The organism is Natrinema soli, assembly GCF_028618695.1.
In genome coordinates this window covers 1-6,676 of sequence record NZ_JAQIVI010000573.1, presented here as the reverse complement: position 1 = coordinate 6,676, position 6,676 = coordinate 1, and the positions used below count along the sequence as shown (strand labels likewise).

The 6,676-nt window shown below is 63.9% G+C and carries 8 protein-coding genes; 4 read left to right on the top strand and 4 right to left on the bottom strand.

Annotated features, from left to right (window positions below; genetic code table 11):
• The coding region (locus PGX04_RS26800) for a thiamine pyrophosphate-binding protein (RefSeq protein ID WP_273741277.1) at nt 1–596 on the bottom strand (596 nt) is incomplete at its 3' end.
• Nucleotides 597–705: 109 nt separating this feature from the next.
• Between PGX04_RS26800 and PGX04_RS26795 the strand changes: the two genes are divergently transcribed.
• Nucleotides 706–1,566: a UbiA family prenyltransferase gene (locus tag PGX04_RS26795; RefSeq protein ID WP_273741276.1), complete on the top strand. Its 861-nt coding sequence runs from the start codon at nt 706–708 to the stop codon at nt 1,564–1,566.
• Between the two features lie 35 nt (nt 1,567–1,601).
• On the opposite strand, the gene PGX04_RS26790 is transcribed toward PGX04_RS26795, so the two are convergent.
• The gene (locus tag PGX04_RS26790; RefSeq protein ID WP_273741275.1) at nt 1,602–1,850 is read right to left on the bottom strand and encodes a hypothetical protein; all 249 of its coding nucleotides are present in this window, start codon (nt 1,848–1,850) and stop codon (nt 1,602–1,604) included.
• 560 nt (nt 1,851–2,410) lie between these two features.
• Between PGX04_RS26790 and PGX04_RS26785 the strand changes: the two genes are divergently transcribed.
• The 3 genes from PGX04_RS26785 to PGX04_RS26775 all read left to right on the top strand — a co-directional run bounded on the left by PGX04_RS26785 (nt 2,411) and on the right by PGX04_RS26775 (nt 4,443).
• Nucleotides 2,411–2,533: a hypothetical protein gene (locus PGX04_RS26785; RefSeq protein ID WP_273741274.1), complete on the top strand. Its 123-nt coding sequence runs from the start codon at nt 2,411–2,413 to the stop codon at nt 2,531–2,533.
• A gap of 258 nt (nt 2,534–2,791) precedes the next feature.
• The gene (locus PGX04_RS26780; protein ID WP_273741273.1) at nt 2,792–2,938 is read left to right on the top strand and encodes a hypothetical protein; all 147 of its coding nucleotides are present in this window, start codon (nt 2,792–2,794) and stop codon (nt 2,936–2,938) included.
• A 2-nt stretch (nt 2,939–2,940) separates the two neighbouring features.
• Complete coding sequence (locus tag PGX04_RS26775; RefSeq protein WP_273741272.1) at nt 2,941–4,443, top strand: glycosyl hydrolase family 28-related protein; 1,503 nt, start codon at nt 2,941–2,943, stop codon at nt 4,441–4,443.
• Between the two features lie 523 nt (nt 4,444–4,966).
• Here PGX04_RS26775 and PGX04_RS26770 read toward each other — a convergent pair.
• A complete protein-coding gene (locus tag PGX04_RS26770) occupies nt 4,967–6,145 on the bottom strand; it encodes a redox-regulated ATPase YchF (protein ID WP_273741271.1) in 1,179 nt (392 codons plus the stop codon).
• Between the two features lie 176 nt (nt 6,146–6,321).
• A partial coding sequence (locus PGX04_RS26765) for a DUF7344 domain-containing protein (protein ID WP_465263850.1) occupies nt 6,322–6,676 on the bottom strand: 355 nt, incomplete at its 5' end.

Sequence of the window (6,676 nt, the reverse complement as noted above, 5' to 3'; positions counted from 1 at the left end):
GCCGGATCGCCGCTGCCCGCGTTCGGAATCGGACCGAGCCGTTCGGGCTCGGCGTCGGTTTCGGCCAGCATCACGTCGAGGGGCAATCCGAGGAAGACGGGGCCGGTCGGGGGCGTCATCGCGACCCGGAACGCCCGGCGGAGCATCGTCGGCAGCGCCGAGACGTCGAGGACCTCGTCGGACCACTTGCAGAACTGGTCGGCCATGTCGACCAGATCGCCCGAGAGGATCGGCTCCTCGTGGCGGAAGTCCGTGCTGTGGTTGCCCGCCGTCACGACCAGCGGCGCGCCGGCGATCTTGGCCGCGTAGAGGTTGCCGAGCCCGTGGGCCAATCCGGGTGCGATATGGAGATTCGCCACGCCGACCGGGGTGATCGAGTCGTCGTGGTGGGCGTGGTACCGCCGCCGCTGGGCGTAGCCGCCGGCCATCCCCACCGCGATGTCCTCGTGGAGCCCGAGCCGGTACTCGAGGTCGCTTCGGCCGATCGCGTCCATGATCGGCAGTTCGGTCGTTCCCGGATTGCCGAAGACGTAGTCGACGCCGTACGACTCGAGGGCGTCGGTGAAGAGATCCGCACCCGTATAGCTATCTGCCATGCTCCCTCGTGGCACGCCATCTCACATCAAATTGTGTGTTTCGGCGGATCGGTTCCAGCTCGTGCGGCCCCGGACCGGGTATTATACTTCAGTTCGTTGTCGCTCGCATATGCCCCTCGCGAGGGACGCCGCCGGAGTCGACGCGACCGCTCGAGCGTTCTGGTCACAGGTCCATCCCGTCTTCATGACGCCGCCGCTCGCGGCCTCGCTGTTCGGCGCGATCCTCGCCGGAACCGTCGACCCGCTGACCGCGGCGGTCCACGTCGTCGCGATGTTCGCCGCGGTCTACACGGCTCACGTGAAAGACGGCTACGTCGATTTCCACGTCCGCGGCGAGGACGACGATCATCCCTTGACCGAGAGCGGCTGTCGGATCGCACTCGGGCTGTCGACCGCGGTGTTTGCGCTGTGTTGCGTGGCCCTCGGCGTTCTCGTCGGGCCGGTCGCGGTCGCGCTGGTCGTTCCGACGTGGCTGATCGCCTACCACCACGCGCCGCAACTCGACACGAACCCGGTGACGGCGACGACCGGCTACCCCCTGGGTATCGCCCTCTCCATGGTCGGCGGGTTCTACGTGCAGGCCGCGACGATCGGGGTCGTTCCGCTCGGCTTCGCCGTCGTCTTCCTCACGCTCCTCTCCGGGATCAAGGTGATCGACGACACGCAGGACTACGCGTACGATCGCTCGATCGAGAAACGGACCGTCGCGGTCGCCGTCGGTCCCGACCGCGCTCACGACGTCGCCTACGGGCTGATGATCGCTGCGGTCGTGGCCGTCGCCGCGTTGGCTCTCGTTCGCATCTTTCCCCTCACGTCGCTGCTCGCGGCGCTCGCGTTCGCCGCCGTCGCTCTCGTCGCGCGACGAGCGGACCCCGAACTCGCGACCATGCTCCTCATCCGCGGCTCCTACGTCTTCCTCGCCGTCCTCGTGGCCGCGGTTCGGTTCGATCCGCTCGGTAGTCTGGTGTGAGCGATCCGTTCGGACGATCGCGTTCTCGAGGTGACTTATACCGATCGACGGTAGCCACACCTGGGACAGTACATCGTGCCGTCCTTGACGAACGTGTGGCTCTCCTCGCAGTGCCCGCACAGACCGCCGACCGAGACGCCGACTTCCCGAGCGAGCCCGGCCAGCGTGTTCTGTAATTGCTGCTGGCGACGCTCCGTCGCCTCGAGTCGATCCGCGAGGACGGCCAACTGTGCCGTCGTTCGCTCGCGGCGGGGATCGGAAACGCTGGTTGAACGGGGTGTCATAGTCGGTGTAGGTCGCCAGTGAGCAAATACTCATCTCTACCCGACAGCCGTCGTGAGACTCCTGCCGGCTGGCTAACGGTTCTCGGTTATGATTTATGCCCGAACTCGAGTAGAGCTGTTGAACCCCACGCCGTCCATCAGGTCCTCTGCGGGAGCAATAGCAGCCGCTCACAGATATTAGAGAGACGGGGTAGGTCAGTCAACGGTGACCACACGTGGAAACCACGCGGGCTGAAAGGTGCTGCCTGACCGTGCCGCCTACCACCCACTCTCTTCTATCGCTACAAAACACCTCCGGTACTCAGATCCGAGAGCGGTGAGGCGGTACCGAACGTCGCTCCCCGAGCGCGTGATTAACGAGACGGTCGGCGGCCAGCTGCCGCGCGTACTCGGCGAGCCCGAGATCGGCCGCTCATAGTGGCCAGAAAGCACGGTCGGTGTGACGGCAGTCAGGAGGTCTTTGCGACGATCGTCGATACCGCGGGCGTCCCCCGATCCTCGAGCGATCAGTTCCGGTCGGCAAGTCCTTCGTCGAGGACTCGAGTGGGGGCTCCCAGACGGTGACGATCGACGCGTCGGAAGCGGCTGGCTTCGAATCGGGGACATATCTCATCCAGAACTGGCGGCTATCGTTCGCCGGCTCCCAGAGCGATCACTGGCATGTCGAACTTGCAGAAGAGTAGCTACCCGATTTCGGCGGGGGTTGAATGGGTCAGTAGGACGGTTCCAACACGCTTGGAATCGGAGCGGGGTTGATTATAGGACGGGACGAACGTATTCACTGTCGCGTTCCCACGGCGCGACACGATCCAATCAGCACCCAACCCCACTGGACCTCGTCCCCATTCTGCCCGGCGGCCATCCCCCTGCGCCCATCCGGGCGGCCTTTTGAGATCTTCTCGAGACAATATATTTATAATATAGCAAGATAGTCTGGTTTCATGACCAATTTAGATCTCCGCCGGCGGGACGTTCTCGTCGCAGTCTCGGGAACCTCCCTCCTGCTGGCAGGCTGTACGGAAAGTGACTCATCGGTCACCGATTATGGGACCGCATACGGGCGCGAATACGGATCCGGGAGCGAGTAACCATGGTTGAACGAACACCACGACTCGACCTCAGTACGTTCGAGGAAGGCGAGGAGTGGGACCACACCGACACGGTCGAGGCCATCGACAAGCACGCAATCGTTCGGGGACCGATTGCCGACCGTCCCGCCGAGGGCGAGTACGACGACGAACTTTACCACGCAACCGATCAGAGAATTACATGGCGCTGGGACGCCTCGGACGAGGATTGGGTATATTTCAGCGGCCAGGGAAGCTCTGATCAGCCGGTGCCGGGAACAAACCATTTTGAGGCGGCGGAGTTCGTCAACGCGCGCACCGCGGAAACACCCGTCTGGAACGTCGAAGCCCACGGGATCCAGGGTGACGGCGAGACCGAGGTCGGTCAGGATGTTCACGAACTCCTCGCAGAAGTCGAGTCGGCTAGCGGCGGAATCGTCTACTTCCCGCCCGGCCGGTACGTCTTCGAGCGGACGCCGTTGATCGGCGATGATACGCTCCTGTTGGGTGCGGGGCGCGCGACGGTCTTCGAGGGATCGCGCCCTGACGGAGAGGAGGGACGGGCCCTTCTCTCCAACCGGGGCTATGACACGGTCGAGTACGGTGGCGCGTCGAACTGGGGGATCTGTAACATCCGAATCGATTCGCCGGAAACGAACGGCATTATGCCCGCACACGCAGAAAACGTCCGGCTAGAGAACGTCTACGGCGACCGCATCTACTACCATCACATCGACGTCGTGTCGTCCAAGAACGTCGATATCGACGGCTACTGGGCGACTCGAGGCGGTGAGGCCGGATCGAACGCACCGATACAGTTCGACAACCAGACAGCGGAGATCGCGTCGAACAGCGTCTGGAACGGCACCGGCGAGTCGCTGGCCGGGAGTGATGGGGCGCCGACGCGGAATTGCACCCTCGAGAACTTCGAGATCGATCCGGAGAACGGTCCGGACTACGGCATCCACATGCACCGGAACGGCAACGAGTCGATCACGATCAGGGACGGCTATATCACCGGCTGTCTGTCTGCGGCGATTAGAGGTGACACCGGGGACGAGATCGCGGATCTGACGATCGACTGCGTCTCGTGTCTCGAGAACGCAAGGGGTATCTCGCTCGGACAGCTCAAGAGCGGTCGACGGGAGTTGACGATCACCAACGTCACGATCAGGACCGACAACCGGGGACTGTCCGCCGGATCGGGAATCTACGCGGCGGGGTTCGACGATGCCGAAATATCGAACACCATCGTCGACGGAGAATTCACGAACTCGATCCTCTTCGACGATATGGATGACCTGAAACTGAGTACCGTAACGGCCACGGGAGCGTCGAGTCAGGCGTTTCGCTTCCGGGAGAACGTCGATGCGACGCTGACGACTGCTCGAGCGGCGAACTGTGGCGACGCGGGTATCTACGCAGGGTCCGGTAGCAGTATCGCCTACGGTGGCGTCACATTCGAGGACGTCGGTAGCGAGGTCGTCGTCGATGGCGAGTTGCGGGAGTGGAACGCGTCCTCGTAGGCGGATCCCATTCGACGTGAATGGTAGCTGACTAAAATTGGGGTTGAGCGCAAAGCCAACAGTTGGCTGCTACCCTCCAATTTCAAGCCCTATATGCCTCCGTATCTTTTTCCGCCTCGGGATTCCTCGTGGTTCGAGAGACCGAAGGTCTCTCGTCACTGAGCCGAGCTTCGCTCGGCGAGGTCCAAAAGAGCGCAAAGCGCTCTTTTGAAGATCACGAACGACGCTTCACGTCTTTCGAACGACTTCGCTCGGAACCGCTCTCTGATCGCGGGCCTTCGGCCCGCTCGCACGGCTCGAGGGACGCAAAGCGTCCCTCGTTGGGCGCAAAAATCTACGCGACAACGGCCGCTCGCTCCCTGACTCACGGGCTCGCGCCCGTTCGTCCGTCCGCGGCGCGTTGCGCCGCGGTGCTGGTCGCTCGCGAGTGCACTCCGTATGACGTGACCGCAGCGGTAACTCCGTGGACAGTACTGATCGCCGTCCCTCACTAAAATCCAGAGGCCAATTTAGGAGTCTATTGTCAATTAGTACTCACGATCTTGATCACGTCGCCCTCCTCGAGTTCGTACTCCTCGCTGATCTCTCGATTCGACCTGGCGTTCACCGCGTGCAGGTAGCCGTCGCCGATGTCGGAGTGAACGGTGTACGCCAGATCGACCGGCGTCGATCCGTCGGGTAAGAGGAAGGCGTCCGGCAGGACGTTGCCGCTGCCGTCGGACCATTTCGAGGCGTCCTCGACCGGGTAGGCGGTGAGGTGGTCGAGCAGGTCGTAGACCGCGTAATCGAGCGCCGCCTGAACGCCGGTGCCGCCCCACTCGGCCATGGTGTCCGCGAGCCCCTCGAGCGCCTCGCGCTGGGCGTCGTTGACGTCGTCCCCGATCGCGATCGTCTCGTCGCCGGGATCGTACTCGATCAGTCCGTTGTCGGCGGCCCGACGGAGGGCGAGTTCGCCCTCCGCGGTGGTGGGGATCACCGGTTTGTCCAGTTCGAGCAGCCGGTCGACGTTCTCCTCGGGCGCGATATCGATCTTGTTCGCCGCGACGACGATCGGTTTGGTCCGCTGGCGGACGTCGCGCGCGAGTGCCTCGCGGTGCTCGTCCTCCCACTGGATCGGGTCGTCGGGGTACTCGAGGTCGCGGAGGACGATGGCGATCTGTTTGGGCGACGCACCGAAGCCCGAGAGCATGTCCGCCAGCACGTCGTCGATGTCGAAGTCGGGCGAGCGGGACTTGCGCTCGACGGACTCCCAGTTGTTCTCGACGATGCCCGCCAGCCAGAGGTCCATCTCCTCCTCGACGAAGTCGATGTCCTCGAGCGGATCGTGGTCGCCGATGTCGACGGGCTCGCCCTTCTCGTTGGTCCCGCCGGAGGCGTCGACGACGTTGACGATCACGTCCGCGTTCGTGAGCTCGTCCAGGAACTGGTTGCCCAGCCCCTTCCCCTCGTGAGCGCCCGGGACGAGCCCCGCCACGTCCAGGAGTTCGATCGGAACGTAGCGCTTGCTGCCCTCGCAGTTGTCGGCGGTACAGCGCTCGTCGCGCTCGAGGCAGGGGCACTCGGTCCGGACGTAGCTCACCCCGCGGTTGGCGTCGATCGTGGTAAACGGATAGTTGGCGACATCGACCTCCGCCATCGTCGCCGCGGTGTAGAACGTGGACTTGCCGGCGTTCGGTTTTCCGGCAAGCGCGATCGAAAGCATGACTCAGCGTAGCAGGGTCCGGGAAAACTACCTTTCGATTCCATCACTACGGACGAACGGGAACGAGCCGGCCGTCTCCGCTTCAGGAGCCGCGATGGTTGGCGCTCGCAGCGGAGCGGGGTTCCCGGATAACAGTTCCGCAGTACCGTGTCACCGCCCGAATACAGCAATCCTGGCTATCTCGTCCCCGGTTCGAACGTCTCGAGCAGGACCGACGCCTCGCGAACCCCCTCTTCGAAGACGGCGTGGTCCGATGCCGAGACGCGATCCGTACCGGGCTCCCACTCGATGGCTCGAATCGCCGCCAGCTCCGGGAGCGTGCCGTGCCGAAGCCCGACCCCGACGACGTCGGCGGAGTCGTCCGTGTGCGAAGCGACAACGCGAGCGAGATCGTCGACCGATCGGGTCTCGCCGTTCCACTCGTGGTAGAGCACGGCGAGTGCGACTCGAGCGCGCTCGTTCCGGAGCACGTCGAGGACCGTCTCCGCCATCGACGGGACGGCCGCGACGGCGTCGACGCCCGGATCCCGC